The sequence below is a fragment of the Pseudomonadota bacterium genome (assembly GCA_023229365.1).
Classification (GTDB): Bacteria; Myxococcota_A; Polyangia; order JAAYKL01; family JAAYKL01; genus JALNZK01.
On the sequence record JALNZK010000088.1, the window covers coordinates 1 to 22,670 of the forward strand.

At 68.1% G+C, this 22,670-nt stretch carries 14 protein-coding genes and 2 pseudogenes; 8 read left to right on the forward strand and 8 right to left on the reverse strand.

Annotated elements, in window-relative coordinates:
* The 3 genes from M0R80_23360 to M0R80_23370 form a co-directional block, all read left to right on the forward strand.
* A partial coding sequence (locus M0R80_23360; protein ID MCK9462571.1) for a hypothetical protein occupies window positions 1–457 on the forward strand: 457 nt, incomplete at its 5' end.
* An 8-nt stretch (window positions 458–465) separates the two neighbouring features.
* On the forward strand, window positions 466–1,548 hold the full coding sequence (locus tag M0R80_23365) for a formylglycine-generating enzyme family protein (GenBank protein ID MCK9462572.1): 1,083 nt from the start codon (window positions 466–468) through the stop codon (window positions 1,546–1,548).
* A gap of 62 nt (window positions 1,549–1,610) precedes the next feature.
* Complete coding sequence (locus M0R80_23370; GenBank protein MCK9462573.1) at window positions 1,611–2,189, forward strand: SUMF1/EgtB/PvdO family nonheme iron enzyme; 579 nt, start codon at window positions 1,611–1,613, stop codon at window positions 2,187–2,189.
* 165 nt (window positions 2,190–2,354) lie between these two features.
* Here M0R80_23370 and M0R80_23375 read toward each other — a convergent pair whose 3' ends face one another.
* The 8 genes from M0R80_23375 to ruvA form a co-directional block, all read right to left on the reverse strand.
* Window positions 2,355–5,252 carry a hypothetical protein gene (locus tag M0R80_23375; GenBank protein ID MCK9462574.1) on the reverse strand — a complete coding sequence of 966 codons (2,898 nt, stop codon included), beginning with the start codon at window positions 5,250–5,252 and terminating at the stop codon, window positions 2,355–2,357.
* A gap of 19 nt (window positions 5,253–5,271) precedes the next feature.
* Window positions 5,272–6,720 (reverse strand): adenylosuccinate lyase, encoded by a 1,449-nt coding sequence (purB, locus tag M0R80_23380; protein MCK9462575.1) that lies wholly within the window; start codon window positions 6,718–6,720, stop codon window positions 5,272–5,274.
* Between the two features lie 20 nt (window positions 6,721–6,740).
* Complete coding sequence (locus tag M0R80_23385; protein ID MCK9462576.1) at window positions 6,741–8,393, reverse strand: peptide MFS transporter; 1,653 nt, start codon at window positions 8,391–8,393, stop codon at window positions 6,741–6,743.
* Window positions 8,394–8,556: 163 nt separating this feature from the next.
* Window positions 8,557–13,632, reverse strand: coding sequence for a hypothetical protein (locus M0R80_23390; protein ID MCK9462577.1), 5,076 nt, complete (start codon window positions 13,630–13,632; stop codon window positions 8,557–8,559).
* A 26-nt stretch (window positions 13,633–13,658) separates the two neighbouring features.
* The gene (locus M0R80_23395; protein ID MCK9462578.1) at window positions 13,659–14,756 is read right to left on the reverse strand and encodes a hypothetical protein; all 1,098 of its coding nucleotides are present in this window, start codon (window positions 14,754–14,756) and stop codon (window positions 13,659–13,661) included.
* A 305-nt stretch (window positions 14,757–15,061) separates the two neighbouring features.
* Complete coding sequence (locus M0R80_23400) at window positions 15,062–16,648, reverse strand: hypothetical protein (GenBank protein MCK9462579.1); 1,587 nt, start codon at window positions 16,646–16,648, stop codon at window positions 15,062–15,064.
* Window positions 16,645–17,682 carry a Holliday junction branch migration DNA helicase RuvB gene (ruvB, locus tag M0R80_23405; GenBank protein ID MCK9462580.1) on the reverse strand — a complete coding sequence of 346 codons (1,038 nt, stop codon included), beginning with the start codon at window positions 17,680–17,682 and terminating at the stop codon, window positions 16,645–16,647. The genes M0R80_23400 and ruvB overlap by 4 nt, the downstream gene beginning before the upstream one ends.
* A 6-nt stretch (window positions 17,683–17,688) precedes the next feature.
* A complete protein-coding gene (gene ruvA / locus M0R80_23410; protein MCK9462581.1) occupies window positions 17,689–18,303 on the reverse strand; it encodes a Holliday junction branch migration protein RuvA in 615 nt (204 codons plus the stop codon).
* Window positions 18,304–18,466: 163 nt separating this feature from the next.
* Here ruvA and M0R80_23415 point away from each other — a divergent pair, with 163 nt between their 5' ends.
* The 5 genes and pseudogenes from M0R80_23415 to M0R80_23435 all read left to right on the forward strand — a co-directional run bounded on the left by M0R80_23415 (window position 18,467) and on the right by M0R80_23435 (window position 22,670).
* Window positions 18,467–18,955 carry a ribosome maturation factor RimP gene (locus M0R80_23415; protein ID MCK9462582.1) on the forward strand — a complete coding sequence of 163 codons (489 nt, stop codon included), beginning with the start codon at window positions 18,467–18,469 and terminating at the stop codon, window positions 18,953–18,955.
* Window positions 18,955–20,700 (forward strand): transcription termination factor NusA, encoded by a 1,746-nt coding sequence (gene nusA, locus M0R80_23420; GenBank protein MCK9462583.1) that lies wholly within the window; start codon window positions 18,955–18,957, stop codon window positions 20,698–20,700. The genes M0R80_23415 and nusA overlap by 1 nt, the downstream gene beginning before the upstream one ends.
* On the forward strand, window positions 20,701–21,306 hold the full coding sequence (locus M0R80_23425; GenBank protein MCK9462584.1) for a DUF448 domain-containing protein: 606 nt from the start codon (window positions 20,701–20,703) through the stop codon (window positions 21,304–21,306).
* A gap of 949 nt (window positions 21,307–22,255) precedes the next feature.
* Window positions 22,256–22,288, forward strand: a pseudogene (locus M0R80_23430) (hypothetical protein).
* Between the two features lie 195 nt (window positions 22,289–22,483).
* Window positions 22,484–22,670: pseudogene (locus tag M0R80_23435) on the forward strand (GTP-binding protein).

Sequence of the window (22,670 nt, forward strand, 5' to 3'; positions counted from 1 at the left end):
CAACAGAACATCGGGCGCCCCTTTCCCGACGACGCTGGACACGTCGTCCGACGTGAAGTGGATGGAGTACGAGTGCAGCCCTTCGGGGTTGACCCACTACGGCACCGAGTGGGACTGGCTCGATTTCTACTGGAACCTCTGGACCGAGGGCAGCTACAAGTTCACGATCCCGCAGATCCAGAACGTCTGGGACAACGTGCCGGACTCGGACATCGCGTACGAGTGCTGCGCGATGAGCAGCGGAACTCCGACCATATGTGCGCCGCGTGACATGAGCGCTCCATGCGGCACTCTGCCTAACCTCTGGCCGACGCAGCTCACGGTCGGGAAGCTGTGGGACGGCGACGGCGACTACGACGTGACGTACGGGCTCATCGACAAGGCGAGGTCTGTCTACGGGGACAACATGGCGAACAACTTCGAGAGTAAAGGCGATGCTGCTGGCGTAAACCACTGAGGCGACGCATGACGACGATGCACCAATCGGTATTCTTCTCGATCCTCGCAACAGCGATCCTCTCTTCATGCACCGCGGAGAAGAAGGATCCTCCATGGTGTCAGAACTGCGTCGATCCGCAGGTGCAGTGGCTGGAGATCCCCAACGGATCGTTCACGTTCGGATCTCCGGTCGGCACGCCGTGCCGCGGCATGTACACCGAGAAGGAGGTGCCGGTCACGCTGACTCGGCCGTTCATGATGTCCAAGTACGAGATCACCCAGAAGCAGTGGAAGGCGCTCGGCTTCACCGTGCCGCACAACGCAGAACCGTGCGACGACTGCCCAGTTACGTTCATCGACCAGTTCGAGGCGATGGCGTGGTGCAACGCCTTGTCGAAGTTCGAGGGACTCGAAGAGTGCTACGATCTCTCGCGGTGCACGGGGACGATTGGCAGCGGATGCTCAGAAACGTTCTGGGACGGATCGTGCTCGGTGGCCGATGGTGTGACCGAGGGACCTCCCGTGCCGCCCGACAACTACTATTGCGAGTCGCTGGTTCGCAAGCACGCCTTGATGTACGACTGCACCGGCTACCGTCTTCCGACCGGCGCCGAGTGGGAGTACGCGGCCAAGGCCGGCACCACGACGAACACCTACAACGGCGACATCACGGACGACCACGACGGCTACTGCGCGGACGAGCCGGTGCTGAACGACATCGCCTGGTACTGCTTCAGTTCGGGGGCTGGCGATGATGAGTGGTCGCTGGAGACTCCAAAGCTACTGAAGCAGGTAGGCCTTAAGCAGCCCAACCCCTTCGGACTATACGACATGCTCGGAAACGCGTGGGAGTGGGTGGACTACGTCGTGACCGGCTTCGCGCTCGACGACAATGAAGTGAAGCCGGACCAGGCGCTCGCAGATCCAATGGGTGCAGACGAGAACGAGGCCGAACGACGGGACCTAAGAGGTGGCGATTTTGCAAGATTGGGCTGCTACAACCGAACCGCTGATTCTTTTGGTCTCTCTGGCTATGCTCGCCAAATGAGCACCGGATTCCGCCCGGTTCGCACGCTCCCTGCGGGCTCGACTGACGGCGGCGCGAAGTAGCGTAGCACTTCGACTTCGGACGATTTCTGCGAGAGAACCCATCTTCGAGTAGAATCGAATCGATGCTCCTCGACCGTAACCTCATTCCCGTCGTCGCTGCGATGTTTGCTTTCGCCGTTTCGACCTGTGGTTGCGACAAAGGCTCGGGCGAAAGCGACGCGGCCGTCGACACCGACACGTACCCCGAGGCCGAGGATCCGCAAATCGAGTGGGTCGAGATCCCGGCGGGATCGTTCACGTTCGGGTCACCCGTCGGCACTCCGTGTCGCGGTGCTTACTCCGAGAAGGAGGTCCCGGTCACGCTCACGCGGCCGTTCCTGATGTCCAAGTACGAGATCACCCAGAGACAGTGGACTGCACTCGGCTTCGAGGTGCCGCACGACGCGCCGTTCTGCGAGGAGTGCGCGGTTACCTTCCTCAACCAGGCCGAGGCGATGGTCTGGTGCAACGCCCTGTCGCACCTCGAAGGGCTGGAGGCGTGCTACGACCTCTCCCGTTGCACCGGCACCATCGGCAGCGGCTGCCCGGATGACGAGGTCTACCACAAGGGCTGCATCGTCGAGTACGGCACCGGTGACGTTCTTCCCGACAGCTACGACTGCGAGCCCCCGGTCCGCAAGCACGCCTCCATGGGGGAATAGGGGAATAGGGGACGTTGCTTCCTTTCATAACTTGACGCGAGAGGGCGGGCGTCGCACCGTCTCCGCATTCCCCGCGGTCCTAGGCTCGACGCGCCCGGCGTCCCTTGCCACGTGATGGTCCGCGGCGTCGGCCGCGCCGCGATCTTCCCGGATGCACAGCTCATCTCAGAACGTCCCGCCGAGGACGACGATGATCTCGTCGACGCCGCCCGTCATGAGCCCGCGCGCGTAGCCGGTCCGGAGCGTGATCGGCATGTAGTAGCCGAAGTTGAACGTCCACACGAGCTCTCCGCCGACGCTCGCGCGCCAGTCGTCCCGGTCGAGCGCGTCGAACGTGATGAGCGCGTTGTCCGTGAACACCCCGGCGTGGAGCTCCCGGAAGAACAACGGGACGGTCTTGTACGCGGCCTCGAACCACCAGATCGGGAACCGGTACTCGAGCCGCAGGAGGTGGTACTGGTCGCCCGCGAACCTGCCCTGGGGGTAGCCCCGGAGCCCCGGCAGCCCCAAGGGCACGTTGTTCCAGAGCGCGTCCACGACGTTCTGCTCCCCGTAACCCCCTAAGTAGAACGCGGACTGCTGCGGCGGATCGCTGACGGAGATCCCGCCGTTCAGCCGCAGCGCCAGCACGTGGTGGTCGAGCCACGGCATCTCGAGGTACTCCTGCCAGCCGTAGGAGAAGCCCGCGACCTCGAGATCGCTGCCGAGCGCCGGGTGGTCGATCGAGACGCTCGCCCAGATCGAGCGCCCGGACTCCGCGGAGATCCCGGACACCGACCAGACGACGTCCGAGTACGACCACCCGAACGAAAGGCCCGCGCGGAAGTACTGGATCGGGACGTCCGGCAGCGGCCCCGACGGATCGGCGATCACCTCGACGCCGTCCCGCGGCCGCGCGTGCAGCACCTGGTAGGACGCCGACAGCGAGTGCCCCCGATCGACGCCGGGCACGGCGGCCGCGAGGGAGATGGAGCCTCGCGTGAGCTCCTGCTCCCAGCTCCGGCTCTCCCCGCCCACGACGTACCCGCCGTCCCGCGGCGCCGTCCAGCGCGAGACGCCGAGGTGCAGCGACGGCGCCATGCCGTAGTAGGAGTAGCCCGCGCTGAACGACACCGCCCGGCTGTCGACCGCGTAGTTCAGCGAGGCGGCGACGGCGTGGTGGCCGACCGCGTCGTTCATCGCGGTGGTCGCCTGCAGCATGATCCGATCCCCGCCGGCGCTCACGCCGATGAGCCAGTACCGGGGCAGGAGGCTCGGCAGGGGGTTGTACGGTCCTATGACCGCGCGCGAGGCGCGGCCCTGCCCCTTGGCCCCTCGGCGCTCCGAGAAGCTCCGCGGCACGGCCGCGACGATCTCCGCGTCCGCGGGGTCGAAGTCGGCGACGTGGACGTCCCAGCCCTTGGAGCCGAGCCCGAGGAACGCGAGCTTCTCGCCGTCCGGCGACACGGCGGGCGACATCGCGCCCCCGAGGACGTTCGTCAGCTGCAGGAGCGTGCCCGCGCCGAGGTCCGCCGCGTGGACGTTGTACACGCCCGTCCGATCCGAGGCGAAGAGGAGGTACCGGCCGGTCGGGTCGAACGCCGGATCGGCCTCGCGCCCCGCGTCGTCGGTGACGGGGGTCATCGCGCCCGTCGCGACGTCCACCACCGCCACGTCGACCCGAACGCCGCGGCGCACCACCACCGCGACGGAGCGCCCGTCCGGCGACCACGCCGGATCGTAGACCTGGTCGCCGTGCTCCGGAACGAACAGGTCGCGCAGCCTGTTGCCGCGCTCGTCGGTGAGGACGAGCTTGGTGGCGCCGGCGTGATCGACGACGAGGGCGAGCTCGCGGCCCGACGGGGAGACCGCGGCCTCCCGGGAGCGGATCCCGTACGTGACGCGGCGCGGATCCCCTCCCGCGGCGGGCAGGACGAACACGTCGTTGTACCTGTAGAACTTCTCGTACGGCGCCCCGCGCGTGTAGAAGACGTTCCCCAGCGCGTCCGCCGAGAGGTGCGCGTCGCCGCCCGAGCGCGCGAGCCGCCCGCGCGGACCGCCGTCCAGCGGCAGCGCGAAGATCCCCGGGCGGCTCTGGCCGTCGGCGATGGAGAGCAGCAGCGACCTCCCGTCCTTCGAGAAGATCGGCTGCCCCTTGCTCTCCCCGTCTTCCGTGAGCCGCCTCGTCCAGGTGAGCCCCTTCGCCTCGAGCGCCGCCCGCGTCGCCTCGGCGTCCTTCCGCACGGCGGCGAGCCACTCCTCGTACAGGTCGTCGAGCTCGACGCCGAGCACGCGCCTGAACACGCGGTTCAAGGCGTACGGGATCGTGCTCGAGCCGTACGCGCGGCATATCTCGGTGAGCTTCTCCTCCCCGAACCTCGAGCGCAGGAAGTCGACGAACATGGCGCCGTAGATGTACGGCATGTTGCCGCGGGGATACTGCCGCGTCGAGTTGGACGCCTCGCCGAGCGTGAGCAGCTTCCCCTCGAGGGCGTTCACCCGCAAGATCGCCCTGAACTCCGCCGACCGGATCCGGCCCGCCTCCGAGCGGTACGTCTCCTCCATCACCGCCATCCCCTCGATGAACCAGAGGGGCTGCATCTGGTTCGGCAGGTACACGTCGCCGAAGATCGCGTTCACGACCCGCGCGACGCCGCCGTGCATCTGCAGGTGGATGACGTGGGTGTACTCGTGGACGAACAGGGATCGCAGCCAGAAGTCGTGGCTCGCGAGGCCGCTGTCGGACGTCGGCGGCGCGGCGAACAGCCGGATGATGGGGCGCGGGGAGGCCATGGCCGAGCCGTTCGCGTCGTCCGTCCTGTCCGTGATCACGACTTCGGTCGGGCCGTCCACCTCCCAGCCGAACCGGATCGCGAGATCGGAGTGCACCTCCTCCGCCACGATCGCGAGCTCGCGCGCCATCTCCTCGAGCCCCTGGTGGAAGTGGATGCGGAAGTGCTCGGTCGAGAGCGTGCGGTACTCGAGCCCCGGATCGTCCGCGGCGGCGGGCCGTGCGAGCGCGCCGAGCGCGAGGGCCGTGACCCCGGCGGCGCAAAGGAGGCGGCTCGCGCGTTCGAACGTCATCCTCAATCCCCTCGCGGCGCTAGACGCTCACCCGGCTCTCGCGGCCGCCGGCGAGCGCGTCCGCGTACCCCTTGAGCCGCGGGCGGACCGAGCCCTCAAGGAACGCGGTGACCTGTTCGGGCGCCCGGCCGATGAAGCGCGCCGGGTCCGCCGCGATGGCGCGCAGCTCCTCGGCCCCGAGCGGGATGCGGGGATCCGCCGCGAGCCGTTCCAGGAGGTCGTTCGGGAGCCCCTCCTCCTTCACGCGCCGCGCCGCCTCGACCGCGTGATCGCGGATCACCTCGTGGGCCTCCTGGCGGTTCCCGCCGCGCGCCACGGCGGCGACGAGGATCTCCTCGGTCGCGAGGAACGGGAGCTCGGCTACGAGCCGCGCCCGTATCGCCGCCGGGTTGGCCACGAGGCCGCCACCCACGTCGAGGAGGAGTCCGAGCACCGCGTCGGCGAGCAGGTAGGCCTGCGGGATGTCCATGCGCCGGATCGCGGAGTCGTCGAGCGTGCGCTCCATCCACTGGTTCGCGTGGGTGGCTTGGAAGTCGGCCGGCAGGTTCATCAGCTTGCGCGCGAGCGAGCACATCCGCTCCGACCGCATCGGGTTTCGCTTGTACGCCATGGCCGAGGAGCCGACCTGCCTCGCGCCGAACGGCTCGTCGACCTCCTTGAGGCCGGACATGAGCCGCACGTTGACGCCGATCCAGTGCGCCGACGCGCCGATCCCGGCGAGCGCCTCCGCGATCTTCGTGTCGAGCTTGCGCGGGTAGGTCTGGCCCGTCACCGGGAAGGATCCCTCGAAGCCGAGCTTCCGCGACACGAGCGCGTCGATCGCCTCGACCTTCGCGTGATCGCCGCCGAACAGCTTGAGGAACGAGTCCTGCGTCCCGGTCGTGCCCTTGACGCCGCGCGCGACGACGCGCGACGCCGCCCACTCGATCGCGTCGAGATCCGCGAGCAGATCCTGGATCCCGAGGCACAGCCGCTTGCCGAGCGTCGTCGGCTGCGCCGGCTGGAAGTGCGTGGCGCCGAGGACCGGCAGATCCGCGTAGCGCTCGGCGGTGGCCGCAAGGCGATCGATCGCGCGGACCAGATCGTCCCGGATCAGGCCGAGAGCGCGCTTGTGCAGGATGAGGTCGGTATTGCAGACCACGAACTGCGACGTGGCGCCGAGGTGGATGATCCCCGCCGCGGCCGGGCACAGGGCGCCGTAGGCCTTCACGTGGGCCATCACGTCGTGCCGGAGCTCCCGCTCGAGCTTCTCCGCGAGCTCGTAGTCGATGTCGTCCGCGTGCGCGCGCATCTCGGCGAGCGCCTCCTCGGACACGATGCCGGTCAGGCCGAGCTCGCGTTGCGCCTCGGCGAGCGCGATCCAGCACCTGCGCCACGTGCGGAACTTGGTGTCCTCGGAGAAGAGCTCCTGCATGGCGCGGCTCGTGTACCGGCTGACCAGCGGCTCGCGGTAGACGTCTCGATCCATGGGTTTCGACCTCCTTTGGGCTACGCCGTCTTCGCCGCGCGCTCGACCGCCTTGGCAGCGAGCAGCATCAGGATCGCCGCCAGGCCGCAGGCGATCACGAGGATGAGGAACGTCTGCCACAGCTCGAGGCGCACGTAGAATTCGCCCACCTTGCCGGACAGGTAGTTGCCGAGGCCGGTGAAGGCGAACCAGAACCCCTGCATGAGCCCCTTGATCTTGGGCGGCGCCACCTTGGCCACGAGCGACATCCCCATGGGCGAGAGGAACAGCTCCGCTATCGTGAGCGTGAAGAACGTGCCGACGAGCCAGTACGGCGTGACCAGCACCGGCGAGACGCCGCCCGTCGCCTCGAGCGAGGCCGGGCTCTGGAGCCCCTGCGCGCCCGCGACCATGATCACGTACGCGACGGCGCCGATGAACATCCCGTAGGCGATCTTCTTCGGGGTCGACGGCTCGAGGCCGCTCCGGTTGAGCAGGGCGAAGAAGCCGACGACCAGCGGCGTCAGGAACACGACGAACAAGGGGTTGAACGACTGGAACTTCTCGATGTCGATTTGGTTCGAGCTGCCGTAGCTGCCCAGGCACAGCCACACGCCCGCCGCTCCTCCCACGAGAAGCGCCGTTCCGATCAGCCGCTTCCGGATGCCCCCTCGACCGACGAGGAGGATGGCGCCGATGATGCCGCCTATCACGGAGAGGACACCCGGGAGGTCGAAGAAGAGCGTGGTGAGCGGCCCTTGGCGTATCTGCGTGTAGTTCTTCGCGAACAGCGTCAGCGTGTAGCCGCTCTGCTGGAACACCACCCAGAAGAAGACGACGACGGAGTAGACGAGGAACAGCGCGCGGACCCGGCGCCAGTACTCCGACTTCGGGATCTCGACCGCGACGCTCCCCTCGACCTTCTTCTCGCCGCGGTAGTCGGCGTGCTTGAACATCCGCCGCGTCGCGAGGTAGATGCCGAGCGACAGGAGCACGCTCGCCGCGGCGATCCCCCAGCCGGCGTGGTAGCCGTTCGTGAGCGCCGCCAGGTAGTCGTGCGAGAACCGCGTGAGGTCCGTGACGCCCGGCGCCTGGGCCTGGGCGAGCTTCAGGAACTCGGCCGTGCTCTCGAGCTTGCCCTCGAGGAAGCGGTTCGCCATCCCCGGCAGGTTCGGGTCGTAGGTGAAGCCGGCCTGAGCGAGGAAGAGCTTTCGCACCCCGGCGGCGGCGTACGGCGCGAAGAACGCGCCGACGTTGATCCCCATGTAGTAGATGTTGAACGCCGGGTCCTGGAGCTTCTTGTACTGCTCCGGCTCGTACAGCTTGCCCAGGATCACGACCAGGTTGCCCTTGAACAGGCCGGTGCCGAGCGCGATCACGCCGAGCGCCACGTAGACGAACCACTCGCCCGAGGCCGGCACCGCCATCAGCGCGTAGCCGGCCATCATCGTGACGATCCCCATCACGACGGTCCGGCCGTAGCCGATCTTGTCGGCGACGAAGCCGCCGAAGGCGACCAGGCCGTACACGGTGCCGACGAAGATCCCCCAGACGTTGCCGATCTGCGCGTCGGTCCAGCCGAACTTCGCGCCCATGAACAGCGTGAAGATCGAGACGACGGTGTAGTAGCCGAACCGCTCGCCCATGTTCGACAGGCCGAGCGCGAACAGCCCGGCCGGGTGCCCCTTGAACATCGATCCCTCCTCGCTCGAGCGTTGCGCTCCGTCCTTTGTATCGCAGGCTGGCGGGCCTTAGCGAAGGAAATCTGGCGCCGGAGCGGCCCGCGGACAGGGGTGCGCCCGGGATCGGGTCAGGCGAGGAATGCGTCGGGAGATCTTCCGGGGAAGGGGCTGCCGGCTACCAGATGCCGATCATCTCGTTCGACTCGTCGGTCGGGTCGAAGTCGGCCGTGCCGGACCACGCGGCCATGTAGTCGAGCACGGAGATGTAGTCCTCGAGCTCGACGCAGTACCTATTCATGGTGCAGGTGCAGCCCGAGTTGTCGGTCTCGCTGCAGTCGTCCGGGTAGTAGCCGCCGACGGTCCCGCTCATGGCGCCGAACGTGCTCTCGTCGAACAGCACCGCGGGCGCGCCGTCGTAGAGGACCGGCTCGTACCAGTCGGTCGTGCCGTCGCCGTCGTAGTCGACCGGCGTGGTCTCGTACGCCTTCGCGAGGAGGCTGTTCGCGTACTCGAGCACGCGCGCGGAGACGCCCTTCTCGACCGTGCGGCCGAAGATCTCCTCCTTGCCGAACCGCTTCGCGGCGTAGATCCAGCCGGTCGGGTTCTTGAAGAGGATCAGCTGGTCGAGCAGCGTGTCGGCGTTCATCGAAGGCGCGGAGAACATCCCCATCTGATCCCGCCACCAGGCCTTCTGGTTCTCGGGCAGGTAGAGGTAGGTCTCGGCGATGAGGAACTTCTGCACCTCCCAGGCGAACTCCGGATCGACCGGCATGACGTTCGCCGGGGCGTTCCCGATGTCGACCGCCGCGCCGCCGACGTACGCCGTGCAGATGTTCGTGCCGTCGCCCGGGAAGCAGGACTCGACCTCGTCGCCCCACCACTTGGTCCAGCCGATGCCGCCCGACCAGAAGCCGTCCGCGTCCTGGAGCGGCACGCCGGAGCCGTCGACCTCGACGCGCGGCCCCTTGAGGTACGCGTCGTTGGTCAGCATGTTGCCGATCCACCGGCGGTAGCCGTCCGGGAAGAGGTCCGTGAGCGACACCGAGCGGTACCGCTTGTCGATGAAGTCGCCGCGCGACTCGGAGATGAAGTTGTCGACCGACTCGGTCATCATCATCGCCATGTAGATCTTGTCGTAGTAGGAGCCCGCCGTGATGGTGTACCCCGAGTCGTAGTCGCCGTTGTAGTCCGACAGCTGGTTCTCGACGACCTTGCCGCCCGCCGACAGCTGCTGGAAGCCGTTGGCGGTGGCCGTGGTCGCGTAGGCGCCGTTCGGGACGGTGCCGGCCGGGTCGCAGGAGGTCTGACCCACCCAGAGCGCCATGCACGGGCTGAAGTCCCCGTCGTCCGGGTAGATCGTGTCGGCGTAGACCGGAGACGTCGGGATGCCGTGCGGCCCCGGCGCCGGGCGCTGCGCGTTGCGCACCAGGTGGTCGAACACCATCGTCGAGGAGATCATGTTCTCGTAGTACCAGTTCTTCGCGGCGTAGTCCCAGAGCGCCTCGCCCCCGACGCCCTCGCCCGAGGCCATGCCGATGATCTGCAGGAAGTTCTTCTGCATCGCGAGGCCCTTGGCGCCGTCGCGCATCTTGGCGATGTACCGGTCCATGATGCGGCTCGTGGCCCCGGTCAGCGTGAACGTGGAGAGGCCGCGGCGGTAGTTGTCGAAGATGGAGAACAGCTCCTGCTGCGACGCCAGGAAGTTGAAGATCTCGTACGTGTCCGCGCCGTTGTCGTGGCGGTACACGGACGCGTTGCCGATGTCGGCCCAGTTGTCGCTGGCGAAGCCGTACGGCACGCGGGCGCGCGTGAACTTGTCCGTCACGTACCCGATCGTGCCGTCGCCGCCTATCGACCGCATGTAGCTCGCGATGTTCGCGTCGGCCGGGATGCCGAGGTCGGTCCACCGCGCGTAGTCGACCTTCTGCTGCCGGCAGCGCGTCGGCGCGCCGTCCACCGAGACGATGAACCCGTCGAGCAGCGGGCTCCACTCCCCGTCCTCGGCGTCGTTCCACCTGGAGGGCTTGTAGAGCTCGGGATCGATCGTCTCGCACTCCGGGATCAGGTTGAGCATGTTGTTCAGGTTGGCGTAGCTCACCGACCGGTTGTCCGGGAGGGTGTAGTTGAACCCGATGATGCCGCCGAAGTTGTCGAGCTTCTCGTAGACCATCTGCCGGCGGTAGGTCGCGTACTGCGTCGCCGCGCTGTGCGCCGCGTCGTACTTGAAGTACTCGAGCGGGTACACGGCCACCGCGTCGCCGTACATGGAGCGCGTCGCGGCCCAGTCCCAGGCGCCGAGGGTCTGGAAGTCCTGGGTCGTCTCGCCCGCGTAGTCCATGATGGAGGAGAACGACCACATCCAGATCAGGTTGTCGGCTTCATTCTCCGTGATCGGATCGAAGTACCGGGGGCCGACGCAGTCCTCGCCGTCCGCCGAGAGGTCGTTGCAGGGCACGTCCGACGTCATGTCGAGGGTGTTCGCGTTCGTGCGCAGCGCCCAGTACTGCGGCCTGTAGTTCCAAGCGTCCGAGGAGCTGACGAAGTTGTGGCGGTGGCCGATCGAGTGCCCCATCTCGTGCACGACGACGGAGGCGTGCGCCCACTTCGCGATGTAGGCGGTCATCCGCTTGGCGCGATCGAACTGCGCGTTCGCGCTGTCCGCCGCGTTGAACGCGCCGAACTTGTCTTGGAGGATCTTGGACAGCCCGACGATGGAGACCGGCGTGTCCGCCATCTCCATCTCGCACATCCCGCGCTCGCCGAGCGCGTTCTGCTTGAGCCGCTTGATCTCCCGCTGGAACGCGGGGTTGCCGCCGCGCAGCGGCGACACGCGATCGAGCAGGCCGTCGGTCAGCGTGACGCCCTCCACCCCGTGGAGCTGCTGCATCATCGTGTTCATCAGCTCGGACTCGAGCTGCGTGCCGGCCACGGTGCTCATGCGCGTCCTGTACCTCGCGGCGTTCTCGCCCGCGACCTCGGAGCTCGCCATGACGCCCGTGAAGTCCTGGGTCAGCTCCTTGAAGAACCTGTCGATCTGCGCGGTGGCCTTGAGCGGCTTCACCGCGTCGGCCTTGGAGGCCCCCGTGTAGCGCGTGCCGGTCGCCTCCGCGACGCGCTTGTCGCGCTCGACCCTGGTCATCTTCGGGAACACGCCGCCCTTGGACGCGGCGAGCGCCGCCTGGCTCCACTCCTTGATGTTCTGGCCTTCGGTCACCTCCTCGGAGGTGATCTCGCCGGCCGCGTAGCGCATCCAGTCGACCACGCGCTGCGCCCAGAAGTCGTTGACGAAGCTCCAGATGTTGGTGCAGGACGCGATCGTCTCGCCGTTCGTCGGGTCGATGGCGCTCGTCATGATGCCCCACGGCGAGGGCGTCTGCGGCGCCTCGATGACGTTCACGACGTGGTAGCGCAGGTCGCCGAGCCGGACGTTGCGCGCGGCGAGGCAGGTGTCGAGCATCCCCTGGTCGCCGGCGGCGCGGGCCTCGGCGCAGTCCCAGGCGCTGAGCCCCTCGGGCAGCCGCTCCTCTTCCGGAGCGCAGAGCGCGTGGTCGTCCGCCTGAACCGGGCTGTGGCACATGACGATCATCTCGGGCGCGATCGCCTGGGAGATGACGCCGGCCTCGGCCTCGATCGCCTCGCCCTGCGTCTTGATCTCCGCGGCGCAGGCGGCCTCGCGATCGTCGGAGCCCACCTCCGACGTGATGTCGTCGGAGTGCGTGCGGGCCGAGCGGCAGTCGTCCATCTCCTGCGAGAGGAAGAGCAGATCGTCGTTCGAGTCCTGCTGGCCGAAGTACGGCATCCACCCGTCGGGGGAGCCGTCCTCGTCGGTGTCGACGCCGCGGGCGCACCACTCCTTGGCGTCCGCGATCGCGTCCGCGTTGGTCGTCCCGGCGAGCTCCTCGGCCATGCACTCGGCGTAGGCCGCGGTCGCGACGGCGGAGCGGAGCGCGGCGTCCCACTGCTGGACGGCGTAGGCGCTCGGCTCGTAGAACCGCTTGTCGCTGCCGTTCGTGTAGTACCAGGCCATCGCCTGGGGCTTGCGCGCGCGGTAGGGCAGCGTGCACTTCTGGGTGAACTCGTTGCACTTGGAGCCGCTGAACCCGGTCGCGGTCTTGACCGCCTGGCACTCGTCCTCGGTCCCGTCGGGCGACTCCCCGTCCGAGCCGCCGCCGATGAGGTCGCGGTGCGGGCTCGCGCCGGCCGGCGTCTTGTCGGGCGTGTAGCACTCGACGAAGCCGGTCTTCTCCTCCGGGTTCTCGTAATAGTAATTCAATTCATAGATCGGGAACGTCGACTTGAACCGGTAGTACTGGTCGTCGGTCATGCCGTACATGCGGTCGTAGCCGCGGCGCTCCGCGAACGCGAACGCGCCGAACGCCTGGAACCGCCAGCCGTCCATGTTCATGGGCTCGACGTCGTGGTCCACGACCCTGCGGAACGACTGGCGCAGCGTGATCTCGACCGGGTTGCAGTTGCCGGTCGGGGCCGTGCCGCCCATGAAGTCGAGGTCGAGGTAGCACGCCGGGAACTGGTCGATGCCCCACCCGAACTGGCTCAGGTCGATGAGGCCCGGCTTCGCGAAGACCTTGGTGGTGATGTCGAAGTAGCTCTCTTCGAAATCGAAGAACGGCGCCTCCTCGTCGTACGGATCGGCCACGTAGTAGGAGAGCGGCTCGTAGGTGATCGAGCCGTACACGCCGATCATCGACAGCGTGTCGAAGTCGTAGTTGTCGGTCTGCAGGCTCTTGGAGAAGTCGACGCGGATGTACTCGCGCTCGTACCACGGCCGGTCGTAGCTGTTCTCCTCGACCACGTTGAGCTTCTCGCCCGTGGTCGAGTTGTACGCGTTCACGATGTCGAAGTGGCTCGTGATCGCGAAGGCGACGGCGATGGTGCCGTTCTGGGTCTGCAGCCCCGTGACCTCGCCCTTGCCGTCCGAGCCCTCGACGCGCTCGTAGGCCGCGCGGCCTATCAGCATGTCCTCGGTGACCTGCCACTTGATGCGGCCGAGCGGCTGCGCGTAGGTCGACGTGAACAGGCCGTCCTGCTTCGCGCCGTAGCCGACGTCGACCATCGTGGTCTGGGTCCAGAACTCCGGATCGTCGTTGACGTTCTGGAAGTCCTCGCCGATGAAGAACGTCTTGGGCAGCGCGTACGGCTGCACCCTGTTGATGGGAGCTCTCTCTTCGGCACACGCCGCGAGCAGCCCCGCGGCCACCAGCAGAAGAACCCCGGACTGGATGCGTTTCATCGTTGTCTCCCTCATTTTTTGCTCCTCTACTCTTCGTTAGAGGTCAGTTGCTGGACCAACCCGTCGATGTCCAAAATCAAATCCAGATAGACCACCGTGTATCTGTTGAAAAACGGACGCTCGTAGGTCGCGTTCGCCTTGAGTTGCGGGTTCGCCGTCTCCGCCCCGAGACCGATGGACAGCGCCCGGAAGGGCGTCGCCGTGAGGCCGAGGCCGTACACCATCATGTACCGGACGTTCGTATCGGTGCCCGGCTGCCACTCGCTCATCCCGTCGTCCGGCTCGTCGGCTTCGTCCTGCTTGTAAAGGAACGAGTGCCTCAGCCCGAAGCTCGCGTCGAGGCTCAGCTGATCGATGAACGCGATCCCCAAGCTGAAGCCGTTCGACAGGCCCCAGTTCGTGTTGCGGACGCCCGTGTTCTGGTACTCCTCGCAGCCCCCGACCGAGCCGGCGCAGTTGGAGATCGCCGCCTCCTCGTTCTGCGCGGTCGTCGCCTCGTAGAAGTACTTCGAAATGCCGAACGAGTAGCCGATGTAGAGGCCCGAGAGGACGTCGAAGGTGCGCTTGAGAGACAGCCCCGGCTTCAAGCCGAACATCATCGTCCGCGCCTGGGACGACTTGCTCGTCGGCCCGACGAGCGAGAGGCTCGCGGACATGTCGATCCCGACCACCGGGATGGTCGCGAACCTCGAGGCCCCGAGGTTCAACGTGATGTCGCTGAACAACGGTTCGCCGTCGTAGGTCGTGTCGTCGGCCTCGGTGAGCTCGCGCATGATGGCGAAGTCGACGGAGGCGTTGAACACGTCGCCGACCCACCACATCGGGTGGAACGCCCACGACATCTCGTAATACGGGTTATAGGTCAGATCCGCGTCCTTCTTGAAGGAGAGCGCGGTCACCGCGTTGCGGTAGGTGAACGACGAGCCCCGCCACGGGGACTTCCACTTGTCCTCGTCCTTCTCCGGCTCGACCGCGTCCGTGAGCGCGACCTCGGCCTTCACGCCTTCGCCGGACGCCGCCGGCGCGGCGTCGGACGTGGCTTCTTCCGCGTTCGCCGCCGGCGCGGCGGCCGCGCCGATCAGCAGCAGCACCAAACCAGCCCCGAGTCGTGTGTGTCTGGTCATCGTCGCCTTCTTCCCTTAGCTCCCTTTGCCTTCGCTCCGGTTTGTCGAATGTCCCGGCTTTGTAACCGACTTCTTTTAAAAAATCTATCCCATAGAACCCTCGGCGACCTGGGGATTCGAGATCCCCTCGACAGGGACTACAAGCACAATCGGTGCCACCGTTCAGGGGACCGGGATCACCACGATCGCGGTGCCGGTATTCTCCATCCTCTTCGATGGGTTGGCCGCCCCGGGCCGGGCGGAGGAGATCCCGTGCGACCTTCCCCCGGGTGCCCGGTTCCCCGGATGGTGCGCGGGGTCCCCTGTCAGTGGCCGAGGAACAGCTTGAGCGTGCGCGCCGCGTCGCGCTTGTCGAAGGGGGCGCCGCCGAGCTCCGCGCGCCGGCCGACGGCCTCGAACATCTGCTCGAGGAACCCGTTGAAGTCCTCGCACGTCCGCACGACGCCGAGGAGCTTCGCCTCCTCGAGCACGTCCCCGTCGCGGAGCTGCTCGACGAGCCTCATGAACTCGTCGAACCGCGCGTAGTCGGAGTACCTGAGGAGCTGGTAGCCCATCGACTTGAAGTAGCCGACGAACTCGCGCACGAACCGGAACGTGCTCATGCCGGCCCACTGATCGGCGGCCGCCGTGGATCCCTTCGCCTTCTCGATGAACGCCCGCAGGATCTGCTGGAACATCCAGACGTCGCGCCGGAGCCTCTCCGAGCGCGCGCGGTTCGACGTGAAGTCCTCGAACACCGCCTCGCCGTCGACGCCGGGGCGGAGCTCCTGGACGAGCAGCACGACGGCGTTCTGCACGAAGCTCCGGATGAGCGAGGTGGACCTCTCGATCGCGCCCGTGAGCTCCTTCTGGTCTTCGACCTTCGAGAGCGCGGGGATCTGCTGCTCGTAGACCTTCCTGAGCTCGAGCTTGAGCTGGTTGCCGAGCGACTCGAAGAGCTCGCGCAGCGACCTGAGCCCCGCGAACTCCCGCTCGAGCCCGGCGAAGCGCGCCGTCAGCTCGCCCGGATCGCACGCCTCGAACTCGCGGCCGAAGCCGTCGGAGATCCACGTCGCCGAGTCCTTCGAGAAGAACACGGCGAGCGCCTCCGCGTCCGACCTGAGGAGCGCGAGGAACGCGAACAGCGGGCCGAAGCCGGCGACCTTCGCCTGCTCCTCGTCGATGAGATCGATGTACCGCAGCAGCCGGAACAGCGACAGGAAGGTGAGCGCGGCGACGCGCCGCGACGGATCGTTCTCGATGCCGCCCATCACCTCGAGCACGACGGGGCTGCGGATGCGGTCGAACTCGGCGCGGAACTCGAGCGAGGCGAGCGGATCGAAGAACTCCGACCTGTGGACCTCGCGCTGCGTGAGGCGGACGGCGGCCGAGAAGAGCCGGAACGGGACCTTCGCGCCGTCGGGCATCCCGTCGAGGAGATCGAGCACGTCCCGGAGCGCGGACCACAGGAGCGCGAGGCTCTGGTGCGGCGTGTCCTGGTTCAGCGAGCGGCGCGCCATCTGGATCCGCGCGTGATCCTGGACGACCATCGTCTCCACGTAGCGCTGGAAGACGGAGGTGCTCTCGACCTCGCCCGACAGCGCGCGCCCGAGCTCGACCGCGGCCCGCACCGCCCCCCTGACCGCCTCCATCTCGCGCGAGAAGTCGCGGGAGACGATCGGCTCCTCGCGCTTCACGGCGCCCGGGTGGTTCGCGGGGTTTCCGAAGCACACGATCCCCTTGAGCAGCATCTCGAAGCGGAACAGCGTCCGCTCCTTGTGCTCCCACTCGAGGTCGTCGAACCACGCCGTCCGCGCGTCCGCCTGCTCCTGGCGCAGCCACCTCGAGCCCTCGATGAACTCGGTGTAGTAGTCGCGCCGGGGGAGCGGCGCCGATCCCTCGGGCTGGATCAAAACAGCCTCCCCTGCGGGGTCTCGCCGGCGGGGAACGGGATGCCGAGGTGCTCGTAGGCGCGGCGCGTGGCGACCCGCCCGCGCGGCGTCCGCTGCAGGAAGCCGTTCTGCAGAAGGAACGGCTCGTAGACGTCCTCGAGGGTGTCGCGCGGCTCGGACACGGCCGCGGAGATCGTCTCGATGCCCACCGGGCCGCCGCCGAACTTCTCGATGATGGTGGACAGGATCTTCCTGTCCATGTCGTCGAACCCGGCCGCGTCCACCTCGAGGCGCTCGAGCGCGTGCCGCGCCGCCGCGACGTCGATCCGGCCGGTGCCCTCCACCTCGGCGAAGTCCCGGACCCGGCGCAGGAGCCGGTTCGCGATGCGCGGCGTGCCCCGCGCCCGGCCGGCGATCTCGGCGGCGCCCGCGCCGTCGATCTCGATGCGCAGGAGGCCGGCCGACCTCACGACGATCTTCTGCAGGTCCTCCGGCGGGTAGTAGTCGAGCCGGATGGTCACGCCGAACCGCGACAGGAGGGGCGAGGTGAGCAGCCCCGTCCGCGTCGTCGCGCCGACGAGCGTGAACGGGCTGAGCGGCAGCTTGTAGGAGGCGGCGTGCGGCCCGTCCCCCGCGATGATGTCCATCTCGAAGTCCTCGATCGCCGGGTAGAGGTTCTCCTCGACGATCGGGGTCAGCCGGTGGATCTCGTCGATGAACAGGACCTCGCGCGGCCCGACCTTGGTGAGCAGCGCCGCGAGGCCGCCCTTGTGCTCGATCGCCGGCCCCGACGAGGAGTGGATGGCGACGCCCATCTCGTTCGCGATGATGTGCGCGAGCGTCGTCTTCCCGAGCCCCGGCGGCCCGCAGAACAGCACGTGGTCGAGCGCCTCTCCCCGCCGGCGCGCGGCCTCGATGAAGACGCGCAGGTTGTCGACGTGCTTGCGCTGCCCGACGTACTCGTCGAGGCGCAAGGGCCGGAGCGCGAGGTCGAAGTGGCGCTCGTCCTCGCCGAGAGAGGCGTCAACCAAGCCGCGATCCCGTTCGTTGTCCATGTCGCGTTACCCGCCGTCCTGCATCCTCGCGAGGCCGAGGCGCAGGAGCTCCTCGAACGACCCGCGCGCGCCGGACCGGTCGAGCTCGGCGATCACCGAGTCGACCCGCGCCGGCTTGAACCCCAGGTTGCGCAGCGCGAAGGCCACCTCGGCGAGCTCGGACGTCGCCCCCTGCGCCTTCTCCTCGCCGCCGAGCTTCAGCTTGCCGCCGAGCTCGAGCACGATGCGCTCCGCGGTCTTCTTCCCGATGCCCGGGACCGCCGACAGCCGCTTCACGTCGCCGGCGTCGATCGCGCGCCCGAGCTCCGCGGAGGTGAGCGCCCCGACCACCGCGAGCGCGACCTTCGGCCCGACGCCGTTCACCTTGATCAGCTCCCGGAACGCCTCCCTTTCCCCGGCGCTCGCGAAGCCGATGAGCTTGAGCTCGTCCTCGCGCACGTGGGTGTGGATCCAGAGCGTCGTGTGCTCGCCGAGCGCGGGCAGCGCCGCGAGCACGCGCAACGGGAGCGTCACGTCGTAGCCGACCCCTCCCGTGTCGATCACCGCGCCCTCGGCGGTCTTCTCCACGATCTTGCCGCTCAGCCTGCCGATCATCGCGCGGAGCATACCCCCGAGCGGCATGCCGAACAAGGTCGCGCGCTCGGCCCATCACGGTATTGCATACACGAGAACGTTGTGGTAACAAGGCCCCGCAATTTGAGTGGTCGCACCTAGGTGGATCCCGTTTTGCGGACCCGCCTTTTTTTTGTTCTTTTTGGTACGGGAAATGGTGAACGTCGAGCAATTGAACGAGATCGCGCAGAGAGCCGCGGCGCTCCACGGCTGCGAAGTCGTGCAGGTCGTCTACCGGCGCGAGCAGCCCGGCTGGGTGCTGCGCGTGCTCGTCGAGCGGCGCGGCGCGGATCCGGATCGCGGCTCCGGCGTGGACCACGCGCTGTGCGGCGCGGTGAGCCGCGACCTCGGCAACGCCCTGGACGTGGAGGACGTGATCGCCGACCCGTTCGTCCCCGAGGTCTCCTCGCCCGGGATCGAGCGACCGCTCACGCGGCTCGCCGACTTCGAGAGGTTCAAAGGAAAGAAGGCGCGCGTCGACACCAAGGCGCCGGTCTCCGGCCGGAAGCGGCACGGCGGCAGGATCCTCGGCGTGCGGGGCGGGGACGTCGCGCTGGAGCAGGAGGACGGCGGGATCGCCGCCATCCCGTTCGCGAAGATCGCAAAAGCACACCTCGTTTTCGACACGAACGAGGTGATTTCGAGAGCAGGAGAGAAGTGATGCAGGACGGTTCTCTGCCTTTGAACATGATCCTGGAGCAGGTCGGCCGGGACAAGGGCATCGACAAGAAGGTGCTCGTCGAGGCCATCGAGGCCGCGATCCTCACGGCGGCGAAGCGGACCTTCGGCCAGAACCGGGAGCTCGAGGCGCACTTCAACGAGGAGACCGGCGCCGTCGATCTCTTCCAGTACATGACCGTCGTCGAGGAGGTCGCGGACCCCGAGCGCGAGGTGACCTGCGAGCTCGTGAAGAAGTCCAAGCTCGAGGCGGAGCTCGGCGAGGAGCTCGGGTTCCAGGTCTTCTACCGCGACGAGGACGACAAGAAGGCCAAGAAGCAGGACAAGGAGTTCGGCGAGATCCTCGGCCTGAAGACGCACGGCCGCGGGTTCGGGCGGATCGCCGCGCAGACCGCGAAGCAGGTGATCATCCAGCGCGTCCGCGACGCCGAGCGCGAGAACATCTACAATGAGTACAAGGATCGCAAGGACGAGGTGATCGCGGGCATCGTGCGCCGCTTCGAGCGCAACAACTCGATCATCGTCGACCTCGGGCGCACCGAGGCGGTGATCCCCGCCCGCGAGCAGACCCCGCGCGAGTCGTACCGCCCGGGCGACCGCGTCATGGCGTTCGTCAAGGACATCGACCGCGAGGCGCGCGGCCCGCAGATCATCCTGTCCCGCACGCACGAGGGTCTCCTGCGCAAGCTCTTCGAGATGGAGGTGCCGGAGATCTACGAGGGCATCGTGAGCATCGTCGCAGTCGCGCGCGAGCCGGGCGCGCGGTCCAAGATCGCGGTGACCTCGCGGGACGTCGACGTCGATCCGGTCGGCGCCTGCGTCGGCATGCGCGGGTCCAGGGTCCAGGCCGTGGTGACCGAGCTCCGGGGCGAGAAGATCGACATCGTCCCGTGGGATCGGGATCCGGCGCGGTTCGTGTGCAACGCCATCCAGCCGGCCGAGGTGGCGCGCGTGATCATCGACGAGTCGAACGGATCGATGGAGCTCGTGGTCCCGGACGAGAAGCTCTCCCTCGCGATCGGCCGCCGCGGGCAGAACGTGCGCCTCGCGTCGCTGCTCACGGGCTGGCGGCTCGACGTCATCAGCGAGACGAAGTTCTCCGAGCGCGAGAAGCTCGCCATCGAGTCGCTCGCGATGATCCGCGGCATCGAGGAGAGCACGGCGCGCAGCATGTACAAGCTCGGCTTCCGCACCGTGGAGGAGGTCGCCGAGGCGGATCCCGCGGAGCTCGCGGCGATCCCCGGCTTCGGGGACCAGGAGCAGGTGCTCGCCATCCAGAAGGCGGCCGAGGAGACCATGGAGGAGATGCGGCAGGCGCGCATCCGCTCCCTCGCCTCGCGCCCCGAGCCGCTGGCCGAGCGGGAGCGCCTGCTGCTCGTCTGGGGGATCGGCGAGCGGACGATAGAGCTCCTGGCCCAGGCCGGCTACAAGTCGGTCAACGATCTCGCGGCCGAGGAGGACATCGACAGGCTCGCGCTGAAGACGGGCCTGGGCATCCGCAAGGCGCGGCAGATCATGGAGGGGATCAAGCGGTACCTCGGCAGCGAGGCCGTCATCCTGGCGGAGCTCCAGGAGCAGGCTCGCCAGCACGCGGCGGAGGAGCTGGCGCTGCGGTCTGCGGCGGAGGCCGAGGAGGCGGCGGCGCCGGCCGAGAGCGTCGAAGAGAACAAAGGCGAGGCCGCGCCCAAGAGCGGCGTGGATCTCGATGCGGTCGATGAGGACTGGTAGGTGAAACCGAACGTCGAAACCGGCGCCTCGCCCCGCGCGAAACGCGGGCCCGAGCGCACGTGCATCGCGTGCCGCCGACCGGCCGGCAAGGAGGCCCTGCTCAGGCTCGCCCGCACGCCGGACGGCGGGATCGTCGCCGACTGGCGCGGGAACCTGGGCGGCCGCGGCGCGCACGTCTGCCCGACGCGGCGGTGCATCGAGGCGGCGATCGGCGGCCGGGCCCTGGATCGCGCCTTCCGCGCGGCGGTCGCCTACCCGGACGCCTCCGAGTTCGTTGCGGCCGCGCGCGACGCGCTCACGCGCCGGCTCGGCGCGTTGCTGGGCTCCGCGATCACCGGGCGCAGGGCGGCGGCGGGCGCCGACGCGGTCAAGCACGCCCTCGAGCTCGGGCAGGCGGTCATGCTCGTCGTGGCGTCCGACGCCGCGGAGAGAACCGAGATCGAGCGAAACGCCGCGCAGCGCGGCGTCCGTGTGCGCGCCGCCTCCGACAAGGCGGCCCTGGGAGAGATGCTCGGCAAGCGCCCGGTCGCGATCCTCGCGATCGTCGATCGGGGGATGTCGGAAGCGGTGTCGGCTACTTTGGATCGTTTGGAGGCTCTGCAGTAGAGCCCGCGGTGACGGGCGGCGGCAGGACCGCCTTCCCGGCACGGAGACTTCGTCCGGAGGAGCGATGGCGGAAAAAGTTCGGATCTTCACGCTGGCCAAGGAGTTCGAGGTCGAGAACGAGGTGATGGTCGCCAAGATCCAGAACCTCGGGTTCCAGGTCCGCAACTACATGAGCGCCCTCGAGCTCGAGGACGCCCAACGTGTGCGCAGGCTCCTGGAAAAGGAACGCGCGGAGAACACGGTGGAGGAGCGGATCCGCCCGACCGTGGTGAGGCGGCGCACGAAGGCCGTCCCCGCGGCGCCGAAGCCGGCACGGGCGAAGGGCGCGGGCAAGGAGGAGGCGCCGGCAGAGGCGGCGCCGGCGGCTCCGAAGCGTCGCTCGAAGAAGGCCGAGGCCGAGGCGCAGGCGGCGGCGAAGGCCGCGGAGGCCGGCGCGACGTCCTTCGGCACGGCCGCTGCGGAGCAGGCGTCCGGGATCGGCGACGACGAGCGGAAGCCCGACTTCGTCGAGGTGCCGGAGCTGACCGAGCAGGCTTTCGCCGAGCAGGCGGCCGGCGCGGCGGCGGCCGAGGCGCAGTACGACGGGGCCGGCGGCCAGCCGACGGCCCTCAAGCCGCAGCTCCGGCCCGCGTCCGAGGCGCCTATCGTGCGCCGCCACATGCTGCCCACCCCCGGGGAGGAGCCCAAGGACGGGGACAAGCGCGGCCGCGGCGCGCCGCAGCGTCGCCGCGAGATCGAGGGGCGCGACATGATCGCCCCGCGCCCGGCGGTCGGCACCGGCAAGTTCGGCGTGCCGCCGGCGCGGAAGCGCCGGATGACCCCCGGCAAGAAGGGCAAGAAGACCGAGATCACCGTCCCGAAGGCGAGCAAGCGCGTCATCCGCGTGGAGGGACAGATCACGCTCCAGGAGCTCGCGAAGCGCATGGGCGTGAAGTCCACCGAGCTGCTCATGAAGCTCATGAGCCTCGGCATGTCCGGCATCAACATCAACTCCACGCTCGACATCGAAACCGCGAAGATCATGGCCGAGGAGTTCGGCTACGGCATCGAGGACATCGAGGTCGGCGAGGAGGAGATGCTCTCCCAGACGCGCTCCGAGGAGACCGAGGAGGAGAAGAAGCAGCGCACGGAGCGCGCCCCGGTCGTCACGATGATGGGGCACGTCGATCACGGCAAGACCTCGCTCCTCGACGCGATCCGGAAGTCGGACGTCGCGGCGGGCGAGGCCGGCGGCATCACGCAGCACATCGGCGCGTACAAGGTCAAGACCGCGTACGGCGGCATCACCTTCATCGACACGCCGGGGCACGCCGCGTTCACCGCGATGCGCGCCCGCGGCGCCAACGTCACGGACCTCGTCGTGC

Bases quoted from the DNA above. Each gene is read 5' to 3' on its own strand.
- nusA (MCK9462583.1), top strand. From the start codon at position 18,955: ATGCAGGACGGTTCTCTGCCTTTGAACATGATCCTGGAGCAGGTCGGC.
- ruvB (MCK9462580.1), bottom strand. From the start codon at position 17,682: ATGGACAACGAACGGGATCGCGGCTTGGTTGACGCCTCTCTCGGCGAG.
- M0R80_23390 (MCK9462577.1), bottom strand. From the start codon at position 13,632: ATGAAACGCATCCAGTCCGGGGTTCTTCTGCTGGTGGCCGCGGGGCTG.
- M0R80_23395 (MCK9462578.1), bottom strand. From the start codon at position 14,756: ATGACCAGACACACACGACTCGGGGCTGGTTTGGTGCTGCTGCTGATC.
- purB (MCK9462575.1), bottom strand. From the start codon at position 6,720: ATGGATCGAGACGTCTACCGCGAGCCGCTGGTCAGCCGGTACACGAGC.
- M0R80_23370 (MCK9462573.1), top strand. From the start codon at position 1,611: ATGCTCCTCGACCGTAACCTCATTCCCGTCGTCGCTGCGATGTTTGCT.
- M0R80_23375 (MCK9462574.1), bottom strand. From the start codon at position 5,252: ATGACGTTCGAACGCGCGAGCCGCCTCCTTTGCGCCGCCGGGGTCACG.
- ruvA (MCK9462581.1), bottom strand. From the start codon at position 18,303: ATGCCGCTCGGGGGTATGCTCCGCGCGATGATCGGCAGGCTGAGCGGC.
- M0R80_23365 (MCK9462572.1), top strand. From the start codon at position 466: ATGACGACGATGCACCAATCGGTATTCTTCTCGATCCTCGCAACAGCG.
- M0R80_23385 (MCK9462576.1), bottom strand. From the start codon at position 8,393: ATGTTCAAGGGGCACCCGGCCGGGCTGTTCGCGCTCGGCCTGTCGAAC.